This window comes from Pseudarthrobacter siccitolerans (assembly GCF_001046895.1).
GTDB classification, from domain to species: domain Bacteria; phylum Actinomycetota; class Actinomycetes; order Actinomycetales; family Micrococcaceae; genus Arthrobacter; species Arthrobacter siccitolerans.
Genome location: NZ_CAQI01000032.1, coordinates 38,968 through 62,396 on the forward strand (window position 1 = coordinate 38,968; position 23,429 = coordinate 62,396).

Genomic DNA, 23,429 nt, shown 5'->3' on the forward strand with positions numbered 1-23,429 from the left:
GGGGGTCTAGACAGGCTCAACCCGCGGAGGTCACGGGCACTAGCGGCGCCGCCCCGGCTGTCACGAGATCTGGATCGTCGTCGCGACGCTGGGCACCCCGTTGCCGTCCATCGCGAACAGCATGTAGGCGCCCGGTACCAGCACGCCGCGGTCTGCCGGCAACGTCAGCGTTGCGGTGTTGTTGCCGTAGGTCCCCGTTGCCGTCAGCGGAATTCTCCGCTGGTCGGTGTTTACCGTGTGGGTGACCGAGGACATCCGCATGAGGGAAAACTTGCTGATCTTCGATCCGGTGGTCACGGAGATCTTGCTGCCGGCCGTAGCGGTGGCGGGGGCGTCAACGATCGTTGGCCGGGTCCGTGCGCTGCCGTCCGCGTTCAGCAGGTAGGGCGGCGTGAAGATCTCGCCGTCCAGGTGGTTGGTGGTGCACGTGCCGCACAGTCCGCCGCCGCCCACAAACACCCGGCCGTCGGCAAGGAGCAATGCCACGCTGTGATACGTCCGGGGGACCGCCATCGGTGCCATCGCGGTCCACTCCTCGGTAGCCGGATTCCAGAGTTCGGGGGCCATCCTGGCGCCTGTGTCCGTGAACGGGACGGCATGGGCCTGGCCGCCCACCACCAGCACCTGGCCGTCCGGCAGCGCGACGCCGTTGGCGAAGGACCGGCTGACCGCCATGTCCGAGGTCCGGGCAACGTCAACCCCGTTATTGATGTCGATGGTGTAGGCCCGCGCCGTGGCATCGGAGTTGTCGTAGCCGGGCGCCCCGCCCATGGTGAGGATCTTTCCGACGTCGTACATCACCGCGTTGCCGTTCATCGCGTCTGCGCTGTCCGCCCGGGTGCCGGCCGACGTGACGCTGCCGGTGCCGGCCGTGGAGATCCAGTTCATCTCACGGCTGGGGCCGGCATGGAACACCCGTCCGCCGGCCGCGGAAAACAGCCAGGCGTGGTTGTCGGAACGGAACTCGCCGCCGGGATCATCGGTCAGGATGCTGTCCACCGGAACATCAGGCAACGGCCGCCAGCCGCCGGTGCTGCTCCAGATCTCGCCGTGCTTGCTGCCCAGTCCGCCCGACCATGAACCGCCGAGGGTGAACACTTCCCCCGTGGAAGTGGTCACGTTGGACTGGTAGCCGCGGCCAACATTCATGTCCGGCCCCGGGGCCCACGTGTTCGTTGCAGGACTGAACAGAGAGGTTTTTTCGCTGTTGCTGCCGCCGCTGACCAGGATCCGGCCGTCCGGCAACAGCGATGTGCCGGGGCAGAACATGTCGTGGCCGGTGTTGGCCACTTCCGCCTGGCTGACAGCCCCGGTATTCAGGTCCAGGATGGCTGACTGCGTGATGCCGGTCTCGCCGCCAAAAGTAATAGGCGAGTAGGCGGACCACGTGAGCAGCCTGTTGCCGGGCAGCAGTGCCGCGGCGGCCGGGACGAGGGGGAAGTTGACCGTGGGACTCCATGTTCCGGGCCCCTTCGGTGGTGTTCCAAGCAGGTTGATTTCAGCTGCGCTGCTCCACGGTCCCCGGTTGCCAGCTTCCGTGCTCGCCGTCAGCCGGATGTAACGCGCTGAAGCTGCCGCAAAAGTGACAGTCTTCTCGTCCGCGTTGTCGGCCCAGGTGCCGCGCGCGAGGAGGTTCCAGGAGGTTCCGTTCGAGCTGGCGTGGATTGAGTACCCGCCCACCCGACCGTTCATATTGTCGAAGCGGGGGAGGTAGCGCAGCCCCGCGACCTGGTTGACCACACCCATGTCGATGGTCAGGGTATGCGGCAGCGGGGCCGCGGGAGCGGGCGAATACCTGCTGTGCCAAAGGGTGGCGGCGTCGCCGTCGAGCACGTTCGCGGCGCGGCCGTTTTCGTTGGCTGTCTCCTGGTCGCTCGCGGAGGCCAGCCAGCCGTCCCGGGGCAGGGGACCGGAAGCCGACTCGGGCTTTGGCTGGACCCCAAGGATGTTGATTTCCGCGGCGCTGCTCCACGGTCCGCGGTTGCCTGCCTCGGTGCTCGCTGTCAACCGGATGTAGCGCACCGTGGTTGAAGTGAAGGCCGCGGTTTTCTCGTCCGCGTTGTCCGCCCAGGTGCCGCTGGCGACCACGCTCCAGATGGTTCCGTCACTGCTGGCGTGGATGGCGTAGGCGCCCACCCGGCCGTTCATGTGGTCTGTGCGGGGGAGGTAGCTCAGCCCCGAGACCTGGTTTGAGACACCCATGTCGATGGTGAGGGTATGCGGCAGTGGTGCCGCCGGTGCCGGTGAATACCTGCTGTGCCAGATGGTGGCGGCATTGCCGTCGAGGACGTTCGCGGCGCGGCCGTTTTCACCTGCCGTTTCCTCGTCGCTTGCGGTGGCCACCCACCCGTCGCGCGGCAGCGGAGCCGTGATGGGCGGGGGCGTGGGCTGTTCGCCGAGGAGGTTGATTTCCGCGGCGCTGCTCCACGGACCGCGGTTGCCGGCCTCACTGGTCGCCGTCAGCCGGATGTAACGTGCCGAAGCCTTGGCGAAGGCGACGTTTTTTCGTCTGCGTTGTCCGCCCAGGTGCCGCTGGCGATTGCGGTCCAGGTGCTGCCGTTGGTGCTGGCGTGGATGGAGTAGGCGCCCACCCGGCCGTTCATGTGGTCTGCCCGGGGGAGGTAGCGCAGTCCCAGGACGTCCTTGATGGCACCCATGTCGATGGTGAGGGTGTGCGGGAGGGGTGCTGCCGGCGCGGGCGAATACCTGCTGTGCCAGATGGTGGCGGCGCTGCCGTCGAGCACGTTTGCGGCGCGGCCGTTTTCACCGCCCACTTCCTCATCGCTCGCGGTGGCCACCCATCCGTCTCTTGGCAGCGGACCTGTAGCGGGTGGAGGCGGTGTTGGCTCGCCAATCAGGTTGATTTCCGCCGCGCTGCTCCAAGGTCCGCGGTTGCCGGCTTCGGTGCTTGCGGTGAGCCGGATGTAGCGCGCGGTGGCCGGTGCGAAGGTCACGGTTTTCTCGTCAGCGTTGTCCGCCCAGGTGCCCCGGGCGATGAGGCTCCAGGTGTTTCCGTTGGAGCTGGCGTGGACGGAGTACGTGCCGATCCGGCCGTTCATATGGTCGGCGCGGGGGAGGTAGCGCAGCCCTGAGAATACCTGGCTCACCTTGGTGTCGATGGTGATGGTGTGCGGCAGCGGTGCCGCCGGCGCCGGAGAATATCTGCTGTGCCAGATGGTGGCGGCATTTCCGTCCAGCACGTTGGCGGCGATGCCGTTCTCACCGGCGGTTTCGGCGTCGCTTGCCGAGGCCGTCCATCCGGCCCGGGGCAGGGCAGCCGGTGCGGCGGCGAGGGCGGCAGCCGGCAGCACCGAGGCGTGGGCGTGGGAGCTGTGGGAGCCGGTACTGCTCAAGGACCTGGGGACAAAGTACGTCAGGTACCCGGTCACCAGCAGCAGTCCGACCACAAACAGGGACGTTTGGCGGAGCCTCCTCCGTTTCGCCCTGGTCATAAGAACCCCCGTCGTCTTCTGGCACGCCGCCGGTTGCCCGGGTGCGTCCGGCCCTCGAAGCTTCGAGTGTAGAAATGAGAGTCGACTGCCGCACGAGTACGAAGTACTCGGATTTAGGGCAGCCGGAAGTCACTCGGCAGGCAGGTAGAACCTGAGTACTGGGCGAATCGCACGCTGGTTCATCGCGCGGCTTGAGGGAGACCGGCCGGGAGAACTGCGGCAATTGCCTCCGGGTATGGCAGCTGGCGTTGATTTTTTCGGGCAGGGATAGTGGGGTCGCCGGGATACGTTCCCCATACCTTTGAAGGGAAGGGAAGGATGCCATGCAGGAATGGAACCGGGCCGTTGAGCTCATCGAGGCGGATCTGACCGCGGCCGTCGACGTCGGCAGGCTCGCCCGCGTGGCGCTCACCTCGGAGTACCACTTCCGGCGGATGTTTGCGTCCCTGGCTGGCATGCCCGTCTCCGAGTACATCCGGCGCCGGAAACTCACGGCGGCGACGGCGGAAATCGTTGCCGGGCAGGGGGTTCTGGAGGTCGCCGTGCGCTACGGGTACGGGTCCGCTGAGGCGTTCACCCGCGCCTTCAAAGCCATGCACGGCCTGACGCCCACAGAAGCGCGACGCCCCGGCGCAGTGCTCCATTCCCAACCCCACTTGAAATTCCATTTACGCATCGAAGGGAGCACAGGCATGAAACATCAGATTGTCAAAAAGGACGCCTTCCGCCTGATTGGCCTCAAGACACGAATCCGGCTCATCTATGAAGGACCCAACCCGGGTATTGAAGAGTTCGAGCGTGGCCTGGATCCAGCGGTGCGGCCGCGCCTGGCCGGGCTCTCGGACACGGAACCGCTCGGCCTGGTGGCTGTCACCGAGAACATCGAGGAGCCGGGAACCGAGGGCAGCGAACTGGATTACTGGCGTGCAGTGGCGTCCTCGCACCCGGCGCCGGAAGGATATGACTCCAAAGAAGTTCCGGCCGGGCTGTGGGTGGTTTTCGAGACCGAGGGGAAATTCCCCGAAGCCCTGCAAAAGCTGTGGGCCGACGCCGCCGCCGAGTGGTTCCCTGCCAACCCCTACCTATGGGCGCCCGGGCCGCAGCTGCTCAGTGTTCAGCCGGAACCGGGCGGATCAAGAGGCCGCGGTCAGCTTTGGCTCCCCATCGAAGCGAAAATCAACGCCCCGTCCGCTTAGCGTCATCGGGCTCCAGGCTGGTGCTGCTTTCCGGCCACACGAAGTCCTTGAACCCCAGGGCCGGGCTGGAACCGTCAGGGTTTGGTTTTGCAGGAGTTGCATGTGCGGCCTCCGGATCCTTTGCCGGGTCAGCGGGCACCTCGGGCCAGTCCGTGACTTTGAACCGGGACGGGCTGGAACCGGCGGATGCCCGCCTGGAGTTTGACCGTTGCGGCCCGGCGCTGTTCGCCGAGCCTGCCCCTGCAGTTTTACGCGCTCCTGTGTGCATGACCTTTGCTGCCCCCAGCGTCCAGTTTCAATGCGGGCCAGTTTCGCCCGCTGGTCCAAGCCTTCAACATACCGGCTGAGTGCGTACGAGTCACTAGTCAGCGCGCAAGGTGGGCGTACGACGGCGGGCGCGCGCCCGCCGTCGTACGCATTTTGCCAAGCACGAATGGTGCGGAGCCGACGGCGGCTGGGGTGATGAACTTCCATGTCCATCCGGGATAAACGCGGATAAAATTTCGATATACACCCAGTTCGGCGCTTAGCTCCGCCGGGAAGGTGAGGTGGCTTGCGGAATTCATCTTGTCCAGTGCATCACATGTGAACGTGACGATGACGGACAAAGTCTGGGGATGCCCGATACCAGGAACACCCGACGCCCCTACGGGCGCAAGCTAACGAGGAGAATGCCATGACCACAGCACGTGAAATTATGACCGGCGGCGTTGAATGCATCGGTGAAAATGAGACCTTGGAGGCAGCGGCCCGGAAAATGAAGGACCTCAACGTCGGCGCGCTGCCTATCTGTGGAGAGGACAATCGCCTCAAGGGCATGATCACGGACCGGGACATCGTCATCAAATGCTTCGCGGAGGGTGGCGACCCGCGTACTGCCAAGGCCGGGGAGTTTGGCCAGGGCAAGCCGGTCACCATCGGTGCCGATGATTCCATCGAGGAAGCCATCAGGGTTATGGGAGAGCACCAAGTGCGCCGTCTGCCGGTCATCGACGGCCATGACCTGGTGGGCATCCTTACCCAGGCGGACGTTGCCCGCAACTACCCGGAGGACAGGGTAGGGGAATTGGTCGAACTTATCTCCTTCTACTGAGATTCCGGACGGTATTTCCGCAGTTCGCTGTACGCCATCCCGGCCCCAGCTATAAAAATGAGGACGGCGAGGTAGACCGGACCAAGGTGCCCAAGCGTGGCCAGGCCCCACGGGTAATGGGCGGGGACGGCGACGGCCAGTCCGACGACCGGGACGCTAACGGCCACGGTGAAGGCCCACCGTTCTCCGCGGCGCACCCCGAACCAGGAGAGGCCGGCGATGGCCAGCCCGGTAGCCGTGATGAAGCCGCTGAGCGCGATGTGGAGGTGGCTGATGTAGTGGTAGAGCTGCGGGCTGAACGCCTCCACGTCCGCCTTGGTCTTGTCCACTTCGTCGGGCCCGATGCCCAGCTCGAGGAACGTGCCAGCGAAGTTAAGCACCAGGAAGACTGCGCCGTAGGCCACGAAGGCCAGCCCGGCCAGCGCCATGAGCGCGGCCCCGGTCCGGAGCCGGGACTTCTTCGCCTGGGAATGCGTTGGGACGGCAGGCATAGCCACCACGGCCTTTCCTATTCGTGCAGGTACGTGAATGAGAAGCCGTGACGTGGGGCTTGTCAAGAGGACTCCGGGTTGCCCCTCGACAGGGCTTCGCCCCGGTAGGATGTGCCGGGTGACGAGGAACGGCGGGCGCCCGAGTATTACCAAGCAGGAGTGGATCAAGTACGCTGCACTTTTTGTGCTGGCAGTGGCCGCCTTCGGCGTTGCGGCTCTTGCCCTGATGGGTCCACGCAACGTGAGCGAAACTGTCCCGGCGCCGGTGAGTCCGCTGGCAGCGGCGCCTTCCGCCACCGCGTCCGTTTCGCCCACACCGACACCCACGGCTACTGCAACTCCTACGGCTCCCTCGCTCAAGATTGAGCTGCCTGCTGATCCTGTGCTGCTTATCCTTGGTGATTCCTACACTGCCGGTGACGGTGCCGACCTCCCTGACCAGGGGTGGGCGTACCTTGTTGCCGGGGAGCTCGGATACCCCACCAACATCGACGGGATCGGCGGAACCGGCTTCGCCTGGGGCGGCGGCGCGCAGGATGAGCAGGGTGAAGAGTACGAAGTCCGGTTGCGGAACATCGCGGCCAACCCGGCTTTTGTGCCCAACCTCCTCGTTCTCCAGGGCGGCCAGAACGACGCGGAAATCGGCAACCCGGACGAGGTCAGGGCCGCAACTGCGCAGACCGTAGAGACAGCCCGCAGGTTGTGGCCCGGCGTGCAGGTGGTGGTGTTCGGACCGTCGGCGCCCCAGCCGCTTGCAGAGGAACTGCGCGACGTGAACAATGCCGTCCGTGCCGGGGCCGCGACTGCCAACGCCCCCTATATCGACGCCCTCGAGGCCGGCTGGTTCACCGCTGCCAACAGCCCGGAGTTCGACGCCGACGGCATCCACCCGAACACCGCTGGCCACGCTTTCATCGCTGAGAAGTTCCTGGAGTCCTGGACGGCTTTGACCCAATAGGTGGAGTGGCTCCGTGCCTCCTGGCTCGACGGACGCCCCAACGGAAGGTGAACATTGAATTCTCCCGCTGAAATCCGTGTAACCGCCGTCCGGGTTGCCGAACTGCTGGCCGAAGGCGAGCCGATGCCGGTCTACGTGCATGTGATCGACCACCCCGAGGCGCGTGTGCTGGTGGACACCGGCATGACCCAGGTTCACCCGGCGGTCGCCGACATGGACCCCCGGATTTACCCCTTGAACGAGCAGGACTTTGACACCGGCAGTGTGGACATGGTGGTGAACACCCACCTGCACTTCGACCACTGCGGAGGCAACCACCTCTTCGCGGGAAAGCCCACCTATGTCCAACGCCAGGAACTCGACGACGCCCGCAACCAGGACGACTACACCATCCCCGAATGGGTAGACCCGCCCGGCATGAACTACATCGAGGTGGACGGCGAGCTCGAACTGCTCCCCGGGCTGCGGCTCCTGCCGGCGCCCGGTCACACCCGGGGCTCACAGATCGTCGTCGTCGACGGAGCCGCAGGCCCAACGATCATCGCCGGTGACACGGCAGTCTGGTTCGACGAACTTGATAACCCCCGCACCAACGGGCAGCAGCTGATCCGTTCCCTGAACCCTGAAATGGTTTGGCTCTCACACACGCATGAGCCTTGGAAGCCCGGTAACGCAGTCTCTCCTTGAACCACAGTCCTGGGCCGCCTCAAAGGATCTAATCAGAGGTTTCAGGAACATAATTGGAAGTGGGCTGGGCGGCGCATTCTCGGAGAGGAGCGGTCATGGTCCGGGCCCTGCCGTGCAGGCTCAATATCCCTCCGGGCAATACATGGGGTCCGGTTCCGTGGTGAAAAAGAAAGCCGCAGTGGTGGCCGTGGCTCTTGTGCTTTCCGGGTGCACGTACGGCGCCCCCGACGAAACAGCCACCACCCCGGCTGTAGAGCTTGCCGCGGCGCTGGAAGCTTTTGCCTCCGACGCTTCCGCACATGGAGCGTCTGCAGTGGTCTTCCATGTCCGGAATGGAGACCAGGAAGAGCTAAGGGCCACGGGGGTGAATGACTTCGAGTCCAGGAAGAAGGCGGCCCCCACGGACAAAACATGGATCATCGGGGCAGGAACGCCGATGGTAGCCGTCTCCGTGATGAAGCTGGTGGAGGCCGGCGCCGTGCGCCTGGACGATCCCGTCTCTGCTCATCTACCGGAGTTCACGGCCATCTTCCCGTCGTGGGACCGGGTCACGGTGCGGGATCTGATGGGCAGTACCTCCGGCCTGCCCGACTACTTTCCACCCCTCATTGAATCCAGAAGCCTGGACGAGCTCCAAACAAGGGCACTGACCTTCGAGGAACGGCTCCACATGGCAGCCGGTGTGAACCTGCCGCCAGGGCCCGTGACCTACTTTGCGTGGTCTGCAACTGACTGGGAAGTGCTGGGCTGGCTGCTGGAACGCAAACACAACCGCGGACTCGCAGAGATTCTCGCCAAGGACGTGTTTGAGCCCGCAGGAATGGACAACACCCACGTGGCGGCGGCAGAGCAGCCACCTGAGCCCATGCTGCACGGGTACGTGCTGGAGGGCGGGAACAGGCGCGACTTCACGCGTATTGACGCAGTTGCCGGATCTGCTGATTCCGGGGTCATTTCAACGGTCGAAGACCTCAGCAGATTCTTGGCGGCGCTCACCACGGGCCGGCTGATCCGCGAGGAAACGTGGAAAAGCATGGTTGAGGCCAAGCCGTTTTCTTTGGGTGGCATCCGTCCAAGTGACGCCGTCTGCCCGGGTACAGGCCACGTTTTCGTGTCCGGCGGCGGAGGCCCGTACAGTATCCAATCCGTATCTTCCGAAGACGGCCAACAGCAGGCAACCGTAGCAGCGGTGCTGCCGCCCCGTGAACTGAACGTCGCAGACGCGCCTCCGCTCGTTCCCGAGATGGAGGACGCTATCCTGCAGACCGCCAAGAGCATGTGCTAGCCCAGACCAAAAAGAGACGGGTTGACACGTCGATGCCCAGGAGATCACTTTCGTTGAAGCGACGGCCGCATATCCGGCGTTTCCCCGTTCTAGCTGCAACCCTAGCTGTGCTGCTTAGTGGTTGCACCGGGGCCCCGCCTATGCCCGTGCAGACCAGCCAGGCCGCTGTGAAGTACAAGACAGGCCTGGAGGATTTCAGCAGAACGATGCTGGACCTCGGGGCCTCGGCCGTCCTGGTGGAAACGCGAATCAACGGTGAGGTCTGGTCACACGCCGACGGAGCCCGAAGCTTTGGCAACCCGGTCCCGGCTCAATCCACGGATCCCACTCATATCGCGAGCATAACCAAGTCCATGCTGGCTGCCTCGGTGCTCAAACTCGTGGAAGAAGGTCTCGTGGGGCTGGACGATCCTGTGACCAGGCACCTCCCTGAATTCGACCGTCTGGTGAATTCGCCTGGCCCAGTCACGGTGGCACACCTTCTACGACACGAAAGTGGAATACCTAGCTATGAGGAGGAGCTATTCAGCTCCCGGCCTATCCGGCAGGCGTTGACGCAGCAGATGACCTGGAGCGAGAGCCTGGCTCTGACAACTGCCATGCCGTGGGTGCTGAAACCAGGCAGCGGCGCGGAGTATTCGAACTCAAACTTCCTGGTCCTTGGCCTTTTGGTGGAGCGTCTGCGCGGCCATCCCGTGGCCGAGGTACTGGAGAGAGATGTGTTTGAACCGTTGGGAATGAAGAACACGCACATGGCCGGCACCGGCCCGCCTCCGCCCACAATGCTCCACGGCCAAGTCGCGGTTGACGGCGAACGGATTGACTCTGCCTATCTGGGGGCGATTGTCGGGAACCCCGCGGGCGGCGTGGTCTCGACCCTCGGAGACGTGAACACCTTCTATGCCGCACTCATGGAGGGGCGTCTCCTGAAACCCGCCACGGTGAAGCAGATGCAGCTGGCCCCTTTCGGGTTTTACGGGATGGGACTGCTGCGGTGGGTGGATATCTGCGGTGGCTTCTATTACGGACACGGCGGCGACTGGGCGGGGTACCGCACCGTGGTGCTTACCAGCGCGGACGCCAAGCGGCAGATAGCAATGGCGATCACCTACCCGCCGGAATCGTGGGACCCCGCCGACTATCGTCCAGATAATCCTCTCAATGTGGACGCAATGCACAGGGCGGCACGGACGGCACTGGATCTCAGCTGCTAGCGGTGTGCGCCCATGCTAAAGGGTGGGCCAGATCTCCGCGGTTTGAACAATGGCGCCGCCGGAATTGGCGCTCAACCCATCCCATGGCCCTCGTCGCTGCCGCCCAGTAAAGGACGCCCGCCGCAAGGGAAGCCGCGACGGCCAGCCCTTTCTGGGCCGGGTCGACGAGCGGGTACACGAGCCAGTGCGTCACATAGATGTACAGGGAGGCGCTGGCCAGCAGGGCCGTGAGCCGGTGCAGCCCGCGGGGAGCCCTGATGGTGGGCGCCCAGAGCAGGATGAGGAAGCCCGCCAGGATGGTTGCGCAGCGGTATTGGTCCTCGAACGACGCCGGGACGGCGAACAGCGCAATGGCGGTCACGAAGGCCCGCTGCATCGTCGTCCTCGACACGGCGGCCGCCCAGCCGAGCCCGAACAGCCACAGCACCGGTCCCTGCCCCGGGTAGCGGCTGTCAATCAGGTTGAAGAGAAATGGCAGGTCAACCGCGACGATTGCCAAGGGGAAGGCCCACGGCCATCTGCGGAGCGCGCGGTCGACGGCAGGGACCGCCAGCAGCGCGGCGAGCCCAAGCAGGATGTGGACGAGGATCTCGATGAACCAGAACCGGGAGTAGTCGGTCCACCCCTCCGGTCCCAGCAGCGTGTTGAGCAGGAAGACGTTGGCCCAGGTGTAGGTATCCGTCAGCGCGAAGGCCAGTCCGATGACAGCCACGCTGGGCACCACGATCCGGCCGATGCTCCGCAGTTGCCGCCGGAAGCGGGCCCGGCGGGTGCCGCTGAGCTGGAACCGGGCGAAGTTGTAGCCGGCGACGGCGATCAGTACGTGGGCGGTGCCTTCCCAGTGGAAGAATCCGATGTGGGTGGAGACGATGAAGATGATGGCGACGGCGCGCAGCACGATCCCTGTTTCGATGGGGGCAAAAATCTGCCGGAACCGGCCGCTGAAGGACGGCGCTGCCCGGTCGGCCGGCTGGTCTGCGGACCCGTCCCGTGCTGAGGGCGCCGTACGCTTTGGGCCGGATGCAAGTTCACGGACCGGCATCAGGTGCCAGCCCTGGGGAATCTCCCCGAGAGCACGTTCGAGCCGGACGGACGCTGCGACGTAGGACAGGGAGTCGCCGCCCAGGGAAACAAAGGTGTCGGTGTCGGCGACGTCGTCCACCTCCAGGACCTCGGCGAAAATCCTTCGGACGTCCGCCCCGTTTTCGCTCGATTCCAGCAAAGCTGCGTCGCTGCCCTGGCCCTCGGCGGCGACATCCAGGGCCAGGACCGCCGGGTAATCCGGTTTTCCGTTCGCGAGCCGCGGCAGGGATTCCACGGCATGCAGCCGAACGGCCGTACGCGGCACGCCCAGGTCCTGGGCAAGGGTTTTCGCTACCAGGCCAAGGTCCTGGCCGCCCTCCACCGCGGCGACCACGCCGTCATCGGAACCTGCAGCGGCTGCGGTCAAACCAAGATCAGCCAGTAACCGTTCCACCTGGCCCAGGTCCACACGGAGACCGACGATCTTCACGAACCGGCTGCGCCTGCCGACGATTTCGTAAAGGCCTTGCGGCCCGCGCCTGGCGAGGTCGCCGGTGTGAAGCTCTGTGATGACCCGGCCCAGGGCGAGGTCTTCCGGCTTCTCGGCGTAGCCCAGCATAACGTTGGCCCCGGCGTAGACGAGTTCGTGGGCGTCCAGCTCGGGGACGGGCTCGAGCCTGAAGGATCCGCCCGGCACTGGAACGCCGATGGCCTGGGGATGTTCTGCGGCCAGGTCAGGGGGCAGGTAGGCCATTCGGGCCGTAGCCTCGGTCTGGCCGTACATAACAAACAGGTCCCAGCCCTGCCGCCGGCCCAGTTCCGCGTAGTAACGCACCCGGTCCGGGGCGAGCCGACCGCCTGCCTGGGTGATATAGCGCAGGCCGGGCAGGTCCATGTGCTCAAAGCCCACCCGTTCGAGGAGATCGAAGGTATAGGGTACCGCGGCGAAGGACGTCACCTTGTCCTCACGGACGAGTTCCCAGAAGCATGGGTCCACCACGGAGAGGTCCGTCAACGCCAGGGACGCACCCACCAGGAGGTGGCTGTTCACCACGCTCATCCCGTAACAGTAGGAGAGGGGGAGTGTGGTGGCTGCGGTATCGGTGGGCCGCAGGTGCAGGTACTCGGCGATCGCTGCAGCGTTGGCCTGAATTGACTCAGCGGACAGGCGAACAAGTTTGGGGCTGCCGGTGGATCCGGAGGTGCTCACCAGCAGCGCCAGATCAGGGTGGAGCTCATGCCGGGTTTCGTCCCGCCGGATGTCCAGTACCGCCTCACCGTCCACGGCGCGGACCACAATGTCGGGATCGTACGCGGCGATGAGCGTTTCGGTAGCTCTCCCGCCGCCTGTGGGGAGGATGAGTAGTGGATGGCCGGAGGACAGGGCCGCGAGGTAGACCACCAGGGCGGGCAGGGAGTTCTCAGCTTCGATCGCAATCAGCCGCCGGGCAGGCCCAAGCGAATGCGTCATGCCGTCCACAAGGTCCGCCAGCTCGCGGTAGCTCAACGTGCGGTTTTTTGTCCTGATGGCGGTGCGGTCTCCGAACCCTGCCAGAGTGGCGGCGAACGAGACCCCGGCCAGTTCTGGCTGTACAGTCACGCCTCGGACAGTAAAGGTAAAGCTAACCTAACTCAACTGGAGTTACATAATTCCTTCCTCGTATGCACTTTCCCGAGGGGAATAGAGCCGCCCCGGGCCGCGCAGCAGGGGTGCTGCTGCGCGGCCCGGGCTTGGCTTAGACCGGGTTGTTGTTGGTGTTCCGCCGGCGCAGGAAGTACACCACGGCTATGGCGAGGATGACAATGATGACGCCGGCTGCGACGAGCCAGCCGGTGTTGTCCGCGGGCACGCTCTGGGCAGCCGCCGTCGCAGGCGCTTCACTGGGGGAAGCCGCGGCCGAGGGGGTGGCAACAGCGGCGGGGCTGGTGGCGGCAGCTGATGCCGTTGCGGTCCCTGCCCCTTCGGGGGCGTAGGTGAAGCTGAAGGTACCTTCGATGGGGTGGCCGTCGACTGAGACCGCCCGCCACTGCACGGTGTGTACGCCGTTGAGGTCGATGCCAGCTTCGGTGCTCAACGTTGCGCCGTTCACGGTCACTTCGCCTGAGCTGACCACGTGCCCGTCCGGACCGCTGACCGTGAGCACGTTTGCGCCCGGGACGCCGGTGGTGGGCGGGTTGGTCAGCGTGATGGAGACCTCGCCTGGGGCGGTGGTGATGGTCTGCCCGTCAGCGGGGCTGGTGGAGGCCAGGGCATCATGGGCCTGGGCCGGAGTCGCTCCGGCCAAGGCGGCGAGGGCCACGGTTGCGGTAAGCGCGCCAACGAGCCGGGCGCGACGGAGGGAAAAAGCCACAGGGGAGTCCTTTCAGGACAGCCTGGCACCGGGTTCCGGGCAGGCAAGAAAAAGTGTGTGAAGTGTGCGGGGCGGCAGCCGGCTCTGTCAGTAGACGGGCCGGGCCAGGGCTAACGGCGGGCCGCGGAACAGCCTCGTCCGCACGCTGGGGTGCAGCGGCGGGACGCAGGACGCAGCTAGCGGTGCGGGCGCCGTCCATCGCGGAAGCGGGCGGGCGTACAGTTCGAGCACCGGCGGGGCAAGCCATGCGAGGGCGCGCCACAGGGCTTCCTCACCGTGCGCCAGAAGCAGAGCCGTGGCGGCAAGGGCCAGGATGTGCGCGGCAACCATCACGGGGCCGGGGACCGCAGGCAGCTGCAGTGCCACGGCACCGGCCCCTGCAGTGAGGCAGTCCGGAATCGCCTGGGCCTGATGGTGTCCGTACGAAGCAATCCCCGCAGGAGTGCAGTGATCAACGGGCCCGGGCAGGGAGGTAAACGCGGTGTGCAGGGCCAACTGCCCGGCGCCCAAGACTCCGGAGATCGACGCGAGGCTGAGCCGCCGTCGGGCCAGCACCGTGACCGGGAGCAGGACCAGGGCAGCCAGAAGGGCGAGCACCGGGGCCGGCGGAAGGTGCCCTCCGCCGGCCGTGTGCGCGGCGGCTGCGATGCCGAGGACCAGGCCGGTGACGGTGAGCGCGCGTTGCAGGGTCAGCGGCGCCTGTACGGGCGCGACCGCTGGCGTCCTGGCACGGCTTCCCGGGCGGAGTGTTGTCACGGGCGCGGGTCAGCCGTGGGTGGGTTCGCCGGTGAGCCGGTGGTCTGCGTGGTTGATTGTTTCCCGGATCAGCCGGATGAGGTGCCCGTCGTGGAGGGAGTAGATGACGTGCCGGCCGTCTTTCCGGGTGTCCACCAGGCCGCTGAGGCGAAGTTTGGCCAGGTGCTGGCTGACCACCGTACGGGGCACGTCCACGGCGGCCGTGAGCTCCGTGACGGTTTTGGGCCCGTCGGTGAGTTGGAAGAGCAGGTTCAGGCGGGTGGGTTCGGCCAGCATCCGCAGCGTCCCGGCCGCCGTTTCCAGCAGCTGCGGCCCCGGGGTGACCGGGTGGACCAGTGAAGGCTTCTCAGGGACGGGGGTTGGTGCGTTGTGAGGCTGGCTGCTCAACGCTCTGCTCCTTCTCCGCCGGTTCCTGGCCGGTCCCGACGGTGTGCCGGGGCCGGGACAGGAACGCTCCTGCACTGCCTATCATCGCAATAATTGTCAGGGCAAACGCTGCCCAGCCCAAACCGGCTGCCGCCCCAACCCACCCTGCCAGCGGATACGTCAGGATGTAGCAGGCGTGGGACAGGGAGAACTGGGCGGTGAACACGTACGGGCGCGTCTCCTCGGTGGATGCGTCCCGCAGCAGCCGGGAGGAGGGCGTGAGGATGGTGGAGTTCGCAGCTCCCAGCAGGAACCACAGGCCCAGCAGCAGCCACCAGCCGGTGCCTGGAACACCCAGCAGGGTCAGGGCGGCCGCGCCGGCCAGGACGGCAGGGATGACGGCCGCGCCGGTGAGCATCACGGTCCGGTCCCCGAACCGGTCCAGGACCCGCGGGGCGGACAGCGCCACGATCATGGATCCCACACCGAAGCACGCCAGGGCCAGGGCAAGGTCCGTGTCCGGCCGGTGCAGGACATCCCGGACGTAAACCACCGTGTTGACCAGAACCAGGGCCGTGGGCGCGGCGACCACCAGGTTCAGGGCGAGCAGGGACCGCAGCCGACGGTTCCGCCAGAAGATCCTCGCGCCGAGCGTGGTCCGGTGCCACAGCGAGCTTTGCGGCCCGGTGGCCGCGGGGACCTTGGGCAGTACCGTGATGGCCACCATGAAGGCTGAGAACAGGAACCCAGCCACCGTCCCCAGGAACAGGTTGTTATAGCTGAGCACGGTCAGCAGCAGTGCCGCCAGTGCGGGGCTGACCAGGGCTTCCATGTCATAGGCCAGCCGGGAGAGGGACAGTGCGCGGGTGTAGTCTTTCTCGTCCGTCAGGATCGTGGGGATGAGGGACTGGAAGGCGGGGGTGAACGTCGCGGACGCGGACTGGAGCAGGAAGATCACGATGTAGATCTGCCAGACGTCCGTGATGAACGGCAGCGCCAGGGCCATGGCCGCGCGAATGAGGTCGGCGCCGATCAGGACGCGCTTTTTGGGCCACCGGGCCACCAGGGCGTTGATCACCGGGGCCAGACCAACATACGCGAGCATCTTGATGGTCAACGCCGTGCCCAGCACTGCGCCGGCATTGCTGCCCGCCAGGTCATACGCCAGCAGCCCCAGAGCCACCGTCAGCAGACCCGTACCGATCAGCGCCACGACCTGGGCGGCAAACAGCCGCCCGTACGCCACGTTCCGCAAAACCACCAGCATCAGTCCCGACCCCTCCAAGTGCATAAGTGCGTAGATATGCACCTATCGTAGTCACAGAGGCGCCGGGATGTGTTCCTGGAGTCGGCTAGAACATCATGAGGATGAAACCGGTGGCGGTGCAGGCGAGTCCGACGCCTGTCAGTACCAGGCCCAGAATGGTGAAGGTATTGCCCTGCGTGGGCGGTTCCAGCCGCCACCTGCCGGGGTGGCAGCTGTCGTAGTGAAGGACGGCCATGCCATGCACCGATCCTGGCGGCCCGCGGCCACAGGTCCTTTCGGTGCTGGATGCGTCGCAGCCACGTGCTTAGGATGGGAACGTTAGCCGCCGGCCTACCCGTCGGCGGGCGCCAACCGTAGGGAGAACACCATGGGTTTGGATGACAAGATCGAAAACGCCGCAGAAAAACTGGGCGGCAAGGGCAAGGAAGCTGCTGGCGAAGCGACAGGCGATGAGAGCCTGCGCGCCGAGGGCCAGGCAGACCAGGCCAAGGGCGACCTGAAGCAGGCCGGCGAGAAGGTCAAGGACGCCTTCAAGAAGGACTGACCCCGTATTGCAACGAAGGAGCGCCCTCCGCACGGAGGGCGCTCCTTCGTTTTTGGCATTCGCCAGCACTGCGATGGATGGGTTAAGCGCTGGTGGCGTCCTGCACTTCGCCCACCAGTTCCTCGATGATGTCCTCGAGGAACAACACACCGGTGGTGTTGCCCTGTTCGTCGAACACCCGGGCAACGTGGGCTCCGGTGCGGCGCATGGTGGCCAGCGCGTCCTCAAGCTCGCCGCCGCTGAAGGCGGAGGCCAGGCGGCGGATCCGCTTCGTCGGAACGGGCCGGACGAACTTCTCCGGCGTTACCAGGTCCATCACATCCTTGAGGTGCAGATAGCCGGAAGGGACGCCGTCGTCATCGGTGAGGATGTACCGCGAGTACCCATGCTCAGCCACGGCGCGCTGGATATCCGCCGGTGTGGCGGAAGCGGGCAGGAGCACCATCTCACTGATGGGAACCTCCACGTCAGCCACGGTCTTGGCCGTGAACTCGAAAGCGGCGGTCAGCGTGCCGCTGGTGTCCGTCAGCATGCCGTCGCGGGTGGACTGCTCCACGATGTTGGCCACCTCGTCCAGTGTGTAGGCGCTGGTGGCCTCGTCCTTGGGCTCAACCCGGAAAAGCCGCAGGATGGAGTTGGCGATGCCGTTTAGCGTCCAGATCACCGGCTTGAAGATCCGGGCCACCATTACCAGCGGCGGGGCCAGGAGCAGCGCGGCGCGGGTGGGGACCGAGAAGGAGATGTTCTTGGGGACCATCTCGCCCAGGACCACGTGCAGGAAGGTCACCAGCAGCAGGGCGGCCACAAAGGCGATGATGCCGATCGCCTCACCCGACAGTGACGTCAGGCCCAGCGGGATCTCCAGCAGATGGTGGATGGCCGGTTCGGAAACGTTCAGGATCACCAGCGAACACACAGTGATGCCCAGCTGGCTGGTGGCCAGCATGAGGGTAGCGTGCTCCATGGCCCACAGCGTGGTTTTCGCGGCCTTGCTGCCGGCCTCCGCCTTCGGCTCGATCTGGGAGCGGCGGGCGGAGATGACGGCGAACTCGGCGCCCACAAAGAACGCGTTGACCACCAGGAGCACCACCAGCCAGATGATGCCGGGAAGGTATTCACTCATGGGTCAGCTCCGAGGTGAGGGTGTCGACAAGGCGGTCATGGGCACTCTGGGGCGGTTCCTGGGATTCGTTCGGCGTGAAGCGGAGCCGCTCCACGCGCGTCCCCACCACGCGTTCCACGCGCAGGGTTCCGCCGTCCACCGGAACCTCGTCGCCCAGTTCGGGCATGCGGTCCAGCTGGTCGGAGACGAAGCCGGCGATGGTGTCGTAGTCCTCGTCATCCGGTACGGCGATGCCTGTCCGGTCCAGCAGTTCGTCTGGCCGCAGGGACGCATCGAAGGTGATGGACCGGCCAACCCGGACTACGCCCACGCGCGCCCTGTCGTGCTCGTCCTCGAGTTCGCCAACGATTTCCTCCACGAGGTCCTCGAGGGTGACGATGCCGGCGGTGCCGCCGTGCTCGTCGGACACAATCGCCACCTGAAGTCCCTGTTTGCGCAGCAGGACCAGCAGTGAATCGACGCCCATCGACTCGGGGACCCGCAGGGGGTCGATCATGAGCTGGGCGGCTGTTACGGTTTCCCGTTCGTGCAGTGCAACGGCAAAAGCCTGCTTGACGTGCAGGACTCCCAGGACGTCGTCGCGATCCTCCCCGATGACGGGGAAGCGCGAGTAGCCGGTGGTCCTGGCCAGGGCCAGGACCTGCTCGGCTGTGTCATCGTCATTGACGGCCGTCATCCGGACCCTCGGGGTCATGACGTCGGCCGCGGAGTGTTCGGAGAAGCGCAGGGTCCGGTGCAGCAGCACGGCGTGGTCGGCGTCGAGGACGCCTTCCAGGGCGGAGCGCCGGACCAGTGAACTGAGTTCCTCTGCGCTGCGGGCACCCGAGAGTTCTTCTTTGGGCTCGATGCCGAACGACCTGATGATCGCGTTCGCGGTGTTGTTAAACAGCAGGATCACGGGTTTGAACACGGCAGTGAAGAGGGTCTGGAACGGCACCACCACCTTTGCCGTGGCGAGCGGCAGCGCCAGCGCGAAGTTCTTCGGGACCAGCTCGCCGATCACCATCGAGAAAATGGTGGCCAGGAAAATTCCGACGACGGAGCCCACCGCGGGCACGGCGCCTTCAGGAAGTCCGGCGGCGAGCAGGGGGCCGCTGAGCATCTTGCTGATGGCAGGCTCGAACGTGTAACCGGTCAGCAGCGTGGTGATGGTGATGCCGAGCTGGGCTCCGGAGAGGTGGGTCGAGGTGATCTTGAGGGCTTTGATGGTGGCCCCAAGGCGCTTTTCGCCGCGCTCCTGGCGGGCTTCAAGGTCGCCGCGGTCAAGGTTGACCAGCGCGAACTCTGAAGCGACAAAGAAACCGGTACCGACTGTCAGGACAAGGCCGATACCGAGCATGATCCATTCATACATTCGGGCGCCCCTCTCCCGCGGTGGCCGGTGAACCGGTCAAAAGGTGGAGGGGCCAGGGCAAATGTGAAGGAGGGTCATCCATAATGCAGATCATTCTATCGGCCCACAACTTCCCGGAACCGCTGCTATGCCCACAGCAGAAGCCGATCGGCTCTATCTCTGACAGGTCGGACGGCTGCTACGTCAAGCGGCCGGTTCCTCCGATGCCATCCACGCAACCGGGCATGCCTCGTTGATGACCGGAACATCCTTGTGCTCCGCGCACCGGACTTCGGCAATCAGCGAGCCGCCGACGTCGTCCTTGTGATAGTGCGTCACGTGGTTGGTATTCCTTCCGCACGTGCCGCACAGAGCCTGGTGCTGTTTAGTCCACATGCCTGAATAATACGGCCTCGGGTGTTTCGCCAAAGTAAATCTCCGGAAACGTGCGGAAGTCCGCATCGCGGGCCTGCCTGTGGAGAAATTCTCCAGCACAACCCCTTTACTGGGACCGGGCCCATCACTAGAGTTCATAATCCGGATGGACGCCGGGGGGCGTCTGGAGAGGGGGAATGCATCAAGGCTGACCTAAACCAGAAGACACATGACCACTACGTTGAAAGCCCCTCCTAGGAGGGGCTTTCTCCTTGCCCTCACTCAGGATCATCGCGCCCGGAGGTGCCTGCCGCCGTCGTACGCCTGGGTGGTATCCGCCTGAGCAGGGCGGATATTTTCCATCAACTTTCCTTTACGCCACCCCTTTACTGGCATTGGACGCGATATTAAAGTCTGTCTTGTCATAGTCCGGAGGGGCGCTGGGAGGCGTCCGGGAAGGGGGAGTGCATCACCGCTGACCGTTACCAGAAGACAATTGACCACAACCTTGAAAGCCCCTCCTAGGAGGGGCTTTCCCTTTGCCCGACCGCCCGGGCAGCCTCCCGCACATAAGGCACGACGGCGGCAGGTCGCCGTCGTTCCTTTTTCTTACTGCCCGTAGGTGGCGAAGTTCTGCGTGGCCACCAGCTGCGCCCCGTACGGGGAGCTTGCCGAGAGCCGGGCCCAGCCGAAACCGAAGTCCGTCAGGGCCGCGTTGAGCATGTTGGCGTTGTGGCCGGGGGAGGCCTTCCAGGCAGCGAAGAGCGCATCGGCGTCGGCGTTGACCGCGATGTTTTCAGCAGAGCGGGTCCAGCCGGAGGGGATCTGGGAGGCTGCATCCGGGTTGTGCCTAAAGCCGGTGCTGCCCTGGGCGTTGATATCGCTCATCATGGTGTTCGACCAGTTCTGCGCCACGGCTTCGAGTCCGCTGTTGTACCGCAACGGGGCGAGGCCGTTGGCCACCCGGTATCCGTTAATGAGATCGAAGGACCGCTGGGCCACCGCGTTGGACGGCGTGCCGCCACCTGCCGGAGCTGCGGGGGCCGGAGCCGGTGCAGCCGGAGCGGGGGCTTGAGGCGCCGGAGCCGCGGGAGCTGCGGGAGCCGGCGCTGGGGCAGCCGCCGCAGGAGCAGGAGCCTGCACCGCGGGGGCCTGGACCTGGGCGGGCTCTGGGGCGGGAGCCGGCTCCTCGACCGGAGCCGGGGCGGCGCTCGGCGTTTCGGGCACCGCGGCAGGAGCTGACGTGGCCGGAGCGGCAGCAGGGGAAGACGTTAAGGGAGCCGAGGTGGGTGAGGCGGTTGCGGCCGGCGTCGCCGAACCGGGGGACCCGGCGCTGGCGGTGATCCAGTTCCACCAGCCGAAGGGCCAGGAGTCGGCTCCGGCAGGAACGGAAGCTCCGGTCAGCAGCCCGCCGGCCAGAACCAGGGTGATCAGAGGGGCAGCGATGAATCTCTTGTCCTTTAACACCCGGAGAACAGTACCGACTGCCCGCGCCACACCTCACATCCAGTGATACTGCTCACTTCTTATTGGACTTTCGTTTCATCTCGTCCTGCACGACGCCCGCACCTTCATCTGGATGTCCCGCTGGCGCTGTGGGCAGGTACCCCGGCTTATTTGAAACGCGTACCGATTACTCGGGTTCTCACCAAGATCAGGGCCATAGGGTGATGAGCGGAGCCGGCGGCGATCGGCGTTCGCCCTGAGACCACGAGCGCCTCCCCCAGCCGTCGCCGGCTCCGCACCCCTGGGTAGTGAGCGGCGGATGCCGTGCCCGTGCGAAGCTCAAGATCGACACAATAAATCCCGAAAATGGACGAACGAGCTTCCGCCTGGGCCCTTCGGCTTCCTAGAGTGTCCCTACACGGCACCAGAACATCGACGTCAAGGGGGACGTACGTATGGCCACCAACAGTCCGCTCGAAGCAACCGAAACGCGGTCCGTGGAGCCGCGAACGGCGGCTCCCATGCCCGCTCCACCCAAGACCCGCCTGGTAAGGCCCTGCGCAGCACAACAATCAAGGCCTTCCAGGGGCCGGGAGCATGAGGTGCAGCGCCTGATCCGCGACCTCGCGGCCCTTGCGGCCAACCCTCGCCCATCCGTTTCATAGTTAGTTCCGAACAAGTCATCCATGGCTGTGAAATGGTTGTGGCTGGGGCCTGTTCCTCTGGTGCCGCCCACCCTAAGCTATGGGCATCCATCGCAAACAGGAGGCACCATGCGCACTGCAGAACCGATGACCGAAGCCGAGCAGCTCCACCATCTTTTGGAGAACGTCGCAACCCGCTGGGCAAGGGGCAAGGAATGGGCCACCCCCGGCGTCCAGGCTGCACTGCAAAGAGCGGTAGCCGGGCTGGACACCGGCATCGAAACCGCGTCCCCGCGCCTGCAAACGCTTTTGCGCCGGCTGGCGGACGAGCTTGCGGGCGGGGTGGAGACGCTGACTCCGCGCGTCCAGGAACAGTTGAAGCGTGTTGGACCCAAAGCCGCGGCTCCTGTTCCGGTTGAAACGGGGCCTTCAGCGGGCAGGAAGCTGTGGTGGGCCGGCGGGCTGCTGCTTGTCGTCGCGGCCGGTGTGGCCGCATGGCGCTCCATGCAGGCATCCAGGGAAGAACCTGCGCCCTCCATCACAGCGCCGGAGACGGGCAGTAAAACGTCCGACGATGACCCGGATCTCGCATCGGGCCGGATGTAAGAGCTGCGTCCTGTGTCCTCAGGGCGAGCCGGTGACGGTGTCGCCGTGCCGGTGGGCCACTTTCCAGGCACCGTCCTCGCGGCGGTAAATCTGGGTTGCCCGGAGGACGTAGGTGCGGGGCTCGCCGTCCACTGAGGCTGACGTGTGTTCCAGTCCAGCGGTGTAGGCCATGTCGCCCACCACGTCGTAGGCGAGCAGCTCGAACCTGTATGAGGTGCAGTCGGAGAACTGCTTGGCAAGGCCGGTGAACAGCTCGTTCAGTTCCTGCTGCCCGATGGCGTTACGCCATGCGCCAAGGACGCTGACGGGTTCGTTGCGGGACCAAAGTGCCCTGCGCGGGGCCGCATCACCGTTGTGGATGGCCAGCTCCGCATTGTGCAGTTCGGTCCGCACCCAGGCCAGGAAATCGGCACGATCGCTCATGCCACCAGTATGGTCCCGGACCCGCGGCGACGGCGAGGTCCCTGGGCCGTAGCTGGGGTTGCTGGCTATGGCTTCCGCAGTGAACGCGTACGGATGAGGGCGGCTGTTCCCAGCGCCAGGCCCAGGATTCCCGCGCCCAAGCCGGCAAAACCCATGGTGTTGTCTGCCGCCGGCGTCACTGCTGCAGTTGCCGACAGTTCTGCCGTTTCTGCAACGGGGGCAGCCGCGCCGTGTCCGCCGTGGGCTGCCGTGGTGACGAAGGAAGGGGCGGGCTCCTCCGGTTCGCCTTGGCCCTCGACCACGGGATCATCCCAGTTCCGGACGCTGCCGTCAGAGTAGGACTGGGCGACCGGCAGCGTCACGGTGGTGCCGGATTTTGGAAGTCTGCCGACGGACAAGGAGAACTCCTGGTACTGGTCAGTGGACAACTGACTCTCCGCGTTGTTGGCCGTCCAGGTTACGGAGAGCGGGGCTTCGGTGATGGTGGCGCCGTCAATCGTCACCGGTTGGGGCAGCGCTCCTCTGACGATTTCAGCATTCCATCCCGGGACGGGCTTCACACGCACCGAGGTGAACGGGCTAGCGGCAGGCAGGTCTACTGTGATTTTGCTGGTTGTGGCGGTCTTGGATTCGCTGGGAACCTTGAATGTCAGCTGCGAGTAACCGCCTTCGCTGGTGCTGTCCGGAGCCACCGAGACGTGGGCGGCGGCAGATCCCAGCCCTAAGGCCATAAGGGCTGCAGTGGCTGCCCCGACGGCAGCGACTTTGATGGAACGGGTTGTTGAATTCATGGGGA

Annotated in this window: 24 protein-coding genes; 8 read left to right on the plus strand and 16 right to left on the minus strand. The window is 65.4% G+C overall.

Going from position 1 to position 23,429, the window contains the following annotated elements; all coding sequences use genetic code 11:
* Positions 1-60: 60 nt before the first annotated feature.
* The gene (locus tag ARTSIC4J27_RS04910; protein WP_200900755.1) at positions 61-2,343 is read right to left on the minus strand and encodes a discoidin domain-containing protein; all 2,283 of its coding nucleotides are present in this window, start codon (positions 2,341-2,343) and stop codon (positions 61-63) included.
* 116 nt (positions 2,344-2,459) lie between these two features.
* The gene (locus ARTSIC4J27_RS04915; protein ID WP_083435327.1) at positions 2,460-3,452 is read right to left on the minus strand and encodes a discoidin domain-containing protein; all 993 of its coding nucleotides are present in this window, start codon (positions 3,450-3,452) and stop codon (positions 2,460-2,462) included.
* Between the two features lie 323 nt (positions 3,453-3,775).
* Between ARTSIC4J27_RS04915 and ARTSIC4J27_RS04920 the strand changes: the two genes are divergently transcribed.
* Positions 3,776-4,648: an AraC family transcriptional regulator gene (locus tag ARTSIC4J27_RS04920; protein WP_050054107.1), complete on the plus strand. Its 873-nt coding sequence runs from the start codon at positions 3,776-3,778 to the stop codon at positions 4,646-4,648.
* 365 nt (positions 4,649-5,013) lie between these two features.
* On the opposite strand, the gene ARTSIC4J27_RS23130 is transcribed toward ARTSIC4J27_RS04920, so the two are convergent.
* Positions 5,014-5,214, minus strand: a complete 201-nt coding sequence (locus ARTSIC4J27_RS23130; protein ID WP_235436547.1) for a hypothetical protein — start codon at positions 5,212-5,214, stop codon at positions 5,014-5,016.
* Positions 5,215-5,324: 110 nt separating this feature from the next.
* On the opposite strand from ARTSIC4J27_RS23130, the gene ARTSIC4J27_RS04930 reads away from it, so the two are divergent.
* Complete coding sequence (locus tag ARTSIC4J27_RS04930; RefSeq protein WP_050054109.1) at positions 5,325-5,741, plus strand: CBS domain-containing protein; 417 nt, start codon at positions 5,325-5,327, stop codon at positions 5,739-5,741.
* Here ARTSIC4J27_RS04930 and ARTSIC4J27_RS04935 read toward each other — a convergent pair.
* A complete protein-coding gene (locus ARTSIC4J27_RS04935; RefSeq protein WP_050054110.1) occupies positions 5,735-6,232 on the minus strand; it encodes a hypothetical protein in 498 nt (165 codons plus the stop codon). The genes ARTSIC4J27_RS04930 and ARTSIC4J27_RS04935 overlap by 7 nt on opposite strands.
* Positions 6,233-6,341: 109 nt before the next feature.
* On the opposite strand from ARTSIC4J27_RS04935, the gene ARTSIC4J27_RS04940 reads away from it, so the two are divergent.
* The 4 genes from ARTSIC4J27_RS04940 to ARTSIC4J27_RS04955 all read left to right on the plus strand — a co-directional run bounded on the left by ARTSIC4J27_RS04940 (position 6,342) and on the right by ARTSIC4J27_RS04955 (position 10,376).
* Complete coding sequence (locus ARTSIC4J27_RS04940; RefSeq protein ID WP_050054111.1) at positions 6,342-7,190, plus strand: SGNH/GDSL hydrolase family protein; 849 nt, start codon at positions 6,342-6,344, stop codon at positions 7,188-7,190.
* A gap of 54 nt (positions 7,191-7,244) precedes the next feature.
* Positions 7,245-7,877, plus strand: a complete 633-nt coding sequence (locus ARTSIC4J27_RS04945; RefSeq protein WP_050054112.1) for an MBL fold metallo-hydrolase — start codon at positions 7,245-7,247, stop codon at positions 7,875-7,877.
* Positions 7,878-8,037: 160 nt separating this feature from the next.
* Positions 8,038-9,162, plus strand: coding sequence for a serine hydrolase domain-containing protein (locus tag ARTSIC4J27_RS04950; protein WP_050054213.1), 1,125 nt, complete (start codon positions 8,038-8,040; stop codon positions 9,160-9,162).
* 146 nt (positions 9,163-9,308) lie between these two features.
* Positions 9,309-10,376: a serine hydrolase domain-containing protein gene (locus tag ARTSIC4J27_RS04955; protein WP_161799546.1), complete on the plus strand. Its 1,068-nt coding sequence runs from the start codon at positions 9,309-9,311 to the stop codon at positions 10,374-10,376.
* Here ARTSIC4J27_RS04955 and ARTSIC4J27_RS04960 read toward each other — a convergent pair.
* The 6 genes from ARTSIC4J27_RS04960 to ARTSIC4J27_RS22740 all read right to left on the minus strand — a co-directional run bounded on the left by ARTSIC4J27_RS04960 (position 10,366) and on the right by ARTSIC4J27_RS22740 (position 16,374).
* Positions 10,366-12,999 carry an AMP-binding protein gene (locus ARTSIC4J27_RS04960; RefSeq protein WP_050054114.1) on the minus strand — a complete coding sequence of 878 codons (2,634 nt, stop codon included), beginning with the start codon at positions 12,997-12,999 and terminating at the stop codon, positions 10,366-10,368. The genes ARTSIC4J27_RS04955 and ARTSIC4J27_RS04960 overlap by 11 nt on opposite strands.
* A 136-nt stretch (positions 13,000-13,135) precedes the next feature.
* The gene (locus tag ARTSIC4J27_RS04965; RefSeq protein WP_050054115.1) at positions 13,136-13,750 is read right to left on the minus strand and encodes a copper resistance CopC family protein; all 615 of its coding nucleotides are present in this window, start codon (positions 13,748-13,750) and stop codon (positions 13,136-13,138) included.
* Between the two features lie 87 nt (positions 13,751-13,837).
* Positions 13,838-14,506 (minus strand): hypothetical protein, encoded by a 669-nt coding sequence (locus ARTSIC4J27_RS04970; RefSeq protein WP_050054116.1) that lies wholly within the window; start codon positions 14,504-14,506, stop codon positions 13,838-13,840.
* Between the two features lie 9 nt (positions 14,507-14,515).
* Complete coding sequence (locus ARTSIC4J27_RS04975) at positions 14,516-14,893, minus strand: ArsR/SmtB family transcription factor (RefSeq protein ID WP_050054117.1); 378 nt, start codon at positions 14,891-14,893, stop codon at positions 14,516-14,518.
* Complete coding sequence (locus ARTSIC4J27_RS04980) at positions 14,853-16,139, minus strand: MFS transporter (protein WP_050054214.1); 1,287 nt, start codon at positions 16,137-16,139, stop codon at positions 14,853-14,855. The genes ARTSIC4J27_RS04975 and ARTSIC4J27_RS04980 overlap by 41 nt, the downstream gene beginning before the upstream one ends.
* An 85-nt stretch (positions 16,140-16,224) precedes the next feature.
* A complete protein-coding gene (locus ARTSIC4J27_RS22740) occupies positions 16,225-16,374 on the minus strand; it encodes a hypothetical protein (protein ID WP_161799548.1) in 150 nt (49 codons plus the stop codon).
* Positions 16,375-16,506: 132 nt separating this feature from the next.
* Between ARTSIC4J27_RS22740 and ARTSIC4J27_RS04985 the strand changes: the two genes are divergently transcribed.
* Entirely contained in the window at positions 16,507-16,683 is a 177-nt protein-coding gene (locus ARTSIC4J27_RS04985) for a CsbD family protein (protein ID WP_050054118.1), read from the plus strand.
* Between the two features lie 82 nt (positions 16,684-16,765).
* On the opposite strand, the gene ARTSIC4J27_RS04990 is transcribed toward ARTSIC4J27_RS04985, so the two are convergent.
* The 4 genes from ARTSIC4J27_RS04990 to ARTSIC4J27_RS22745 all read right to left on the minus strand — a co-directional run bounded on the left by ARTSIC4J27_RS04990 (position 16,766) and on the right by ARTSIC4J27_RS22745 (position 20,981).
* Positions 16,766-17,806 carry a hemolysin family protein gene (locus ARTSIC4J27_RS04990; RefSeq protein WP_050054119.1) on the minus strand — a complete coding sequence of 347 codons (1,041 nt, stop codon included), beginning with the start codon at positions 17,804-17,806 and terminating at the stop codon, positions 16,766-16,768.
* On the minus strand, positions 17,799-19,160 hold the full coding sequence (locus tag ARTSIC4J27_RS04995; RefSeq protein WP_050054120.1) for a hemolysin family protein: 1,362 nt from the start codon (positions 19,158-19,160) through the stop codon (positions 17,799-17,801). The genes ARTSIC4J27_RS04990 and ARTSIC4J27_RS04995 overlap by 8 nt, the downstream gene beginning before the upstream one ends.
* Before the next feature lie 183 nt (positions 19,161-19,343).
* On the minus strand, positions 19,344-19,478 hold the full coding sequence (locus ARTSIC4J27_RS23385) for a hypothetical protein (RefSeq protein WP_268794379.1): 135 nt from the start codon (positions 19,476-19,478) through the stop codon (positions 19,344-19,346).
* 645 nt (positions 19,479-20,123) lie between these two features.
* Positions 20,124-20,981 carry a CAP domain-containing protein gene (locus ARTSIC4J27_RS22745; protein ID WP_161799549.1) on the minus strand — a complete coding sequence of 286 codons (858 nt, stop codon included), beginning with the start codon at positions 20,979-20,981 and terminating at the stop codon, positions 20,124-20,126.
* Positions 20,982-21,733: 752 nt separating this feature from the next.
* Here ARTSIC4J27_RS22745 and ARTSIC4J27_RS05005 point away from each other — a divergent pair.
* Positions 21,734-22,210, plus strand: coding sequence for a hypothetical protein (locus ARTSIC4J27_RS05005; RefSeq protein WP_050054122.1), 477 nt, complete (start codon positions 21,734-21,736; stop codon positions 22,208-22,210).
* Positions 22,211-22,228: 18 nt separating this feature from the next.
* Here the strand turns inward: ARTSIC4J27_RS05005 and ARTSIC4J27_RS05010 are convergent, their stop codons facing one another.
* Together ARTSIC4J27_RS05010 and ARTSIC4J27_RS05015 are read right to left on the minus strand one after the other, a co-directional pair.
* On the minus strand, positions 22,229-22,633 hold the full coding sequence (locus ARTSIC4J27_RS05010; RefSeq protein ID WP_050054123.1) for a nuclear transport factor 2 family protein: 405 nt from the start codon (positions 22,631-22,633) through the stop codon (positions 22,229-22,231).
* 65 nt (positions 22,634-22,698) lie between these two features.
* Positions 22,699-23,424 carry a YcnI family copper-binding membrane protein gene (locus ARTSIC4J27_RS05015; protein ID WP_050054124.1) on the minus strand — a complete coding sequence of 242 codons (726 nt, stop codon included), beginning with the start codon at positions 23,422-23,424 and terminating at the stop codon, positions 22,699-22,701.
* Between the last annotated feature and the right edge of the window lie 5 nt (positions 23,425-23,429).

Coding starts and splice junctions, on each gene's coding strand:
- ARTSIC4J27_RS04915 (WP_083435327.1), bottom strand. CDS start 3,452: ATGACCAGGGCGAAACGGAGGAGGCTCCGCCAAACGTCCCTGTTTGTG.
- ARTSIC4J27_RS04920 (WP_050054107.1), top strand. CDS start 3,776: ATGCAGGAATGGAACCGGGCCGTTGAGCTCATCGAGGCGGATCTGACC.
- ARTSIC4J27_RS23130 (WP_235436547.1), bottom strand. CDS start 5,214: ATGAATTCCGCAAGCCACCTCACCTTCCCGGCGGAGCTAAGCGCCGAA.
- ARTSIC4J27_RS04930 (WP_050054109.1), top strand. CDS start 5,325: ATGACCACAGCACGTGAAATTATGACCGGCGGCGTTGAATGCATCGGT.
- ARTSIC4J27_RS04935 (WP_050054110.1), bottom strand. CDS start 6,232: ATGCCTGCCGTCCCAACGCATTCCCAGGCGAAGAAGTCCCGGCTCCGG.
- ARTSIC4J27_RS04940 (WP_050054111.1), top strand. CDS start 6,342: ATGTGCCGGGTGACGAGGAACGGCGGGCGCCCGAGTATTACCAAGCAG.
- ARTSIC4J27_RS04980 (WP_050054214.1), bottom strand. CDS start 16,139: ATGCTGGTGGTTTTGCGGAACGTGGCGTACGGGCGGCTGTTTGCCGCC.
- ARTSIC4J27_RS22740 (WP_161799548.1), bottom strand. CDS start 16,374: ATGGCCGTCCTTCACTACGACAGCTGCCACCCCGGCAGGTGGCGGCTG.
- ARTSIC4J27_RS04985 (WP_050054118.1), top strand. CDS start 16,507: ATGGGTTTGGATGACAAGATCGAAAACGCCGCAGAAAAACTGGGCGGC.
- ARTSIC4J27_RS04990 (WP_050054119.1), bottom strand. CDS start 17,806: ATGAGTGAATACCTTCCCGGCATCATCTGGCTGGTGGTGCTCCTGGTG.
- ARTSIC4J27_RS04995 (WP_050054120.1), bottom strand. CDS start 19,160: ATGTATGAATGGATCATGCTCGGTATCGGCCTTGTCCTGACAGTCGGT.
- ARTSIC4J27_RS05005 (WP_050054122.1), top strand. CDS start 21,734: ATGCGCACTGCAGAACCGATGACCGAAGCCGAGCAGCTCCACCATCTT.
- ARTSIC4J27_RS05010 (WP_050054123.1), bottom strand. CDS start 22,633: ATGAGCGATCGTGCCGATTTCCTGGCCTGGGTGCGGACCGAACTGCAC.
- ARTSIC4J27_RS05015 (WP_050054124.1), bottom strand. CDS start 23,424: ATGAATTCAACAACCCGTTCCATCAAAGTCGCTGCCGTCGGGGCAGCC.